Here is a 1039-nt window from a genome sequence, read left to right as displayed (position 1 = left end):
GTGCCGGATCGCGTCTTCACCGGAATGGCCGAAAGGCGGGTTGCCGATGTCGTGTGCCAGGCAAGCCGATTGCACCACCATCCCCAGGTCGCTGGGTTCGCACCAGTCGGGCAGGGCATTGCGGATGGTTTCGCCGACCCGCATGCCCAGTGAGCGACCCACGCAACTGACTTCCAGCGAGTGGGTCAGGCGCGTATGAATGTGATCATTGCTGGACACCGGATGGACCTGGGTCTTGCGCCCGAGGCGGCGGAAAGCCCCCGAGAAAATGATGCGGTCGTGGTCCTTGTGAAAAGGGCTGCGGCCAAGCTCTTCTGGGCTGTGCAGAGGTTTTCCGAGGCGTTCGCGGGTAAGCAGAGTGTGCCAATCCAAGGCGGGGTCTCTCCRTCAGGTGACTGATAGCCTAGCTTCCCGTTTCGCGCCATGACCTGCAAGCGGAACTGGGTGGCGTCGATATCGATAAGTAACCGGCACCGAAATCATCGATGGCTATCCGCGCGCCGGCGTGCCGGAAACGCACCACCACATGTGCCAGATTGATCAGTCTTTGCGTGAAGAGCCCTGCATGATCAGCTTGATCAGCGGGGCCAGTGTGGCACCGAGCCGGACCAGCCGGGTCAGGCTGCTGAGGCCGCCACCGTTTTTCGCACCCTTGCCGCCCAGAAAGCCCAGCAAGGTGACGGCGGCTACGCCCCAGAGTGGTGCGTGCTTGATACCAAAACCGTCCTGCAGGTTTTGCGTAATCCCGCGCACGCGTTGCAAGGGTTGCAGCAGTTGCGCGGATTCGTGGCGGATTTCCTGACGATGCATTTCCATGCGCAAGCGGATCAGGGCCTTGCGCATTTCCGTGCGTGAGCTGTTGTGTGGCAATTCAGGCAGGCTCATGGCAGCAGGCGCTCCCGATCGTTGGCCAGCTCTTCCAGCGTGCCGTTGAAGGGTGAGGACTCATCGAAAATCGCTGCTCTCAAGCGCATTCCACAGAATATGGCGGCGAGGGTGTAGAACACACAGAGCCCGATGATGGCGGTCAGGCGATAGG

Annotated in this window: 2 protein-coding genes and 1 pseudogene; all 3 read right to left on the bottom strand. The window is 61.1% G+C overall.

Going from position 1 to position 1039, the window contains the following annotated elements; genetic code table 11:
* A partial coding sequence (locus tag ACXRVY_RS31260; RefSeq protein WP_458239242.1) for an HD domain-containing protein occupies window positions 1-372 on the bottom strand: 372 nt, incomplete at its 3' end.
* Window positions 373-540: 168 nt separating this feature from the next.
* Window positions 541-885, bottom strand: a complete 345-nt coding sequence (locus ACXRVY_RS31255) for a hypothetical protein (RefSeq protein ID WP_457266285.1) — start codon at window positions 883-885, stop codon at window positions 541-543.
* A pseudogene (locus ACXRVY_RS31250) lies at window positions 882-1039 on the bottom strand (phage holin family protein); the annotation flags it as partial. The gene ACXRVY_RS31255 and the pseudogene ACXRVY_RS31250, both read right to left, overlap by 4 nt.

This window comes from Pseudomonas sp. P5_A2_2 (assembly GCF_054177685.1).
This window is presented reverse-complemented; position numbering and strand designations above follow the sequence as displayed.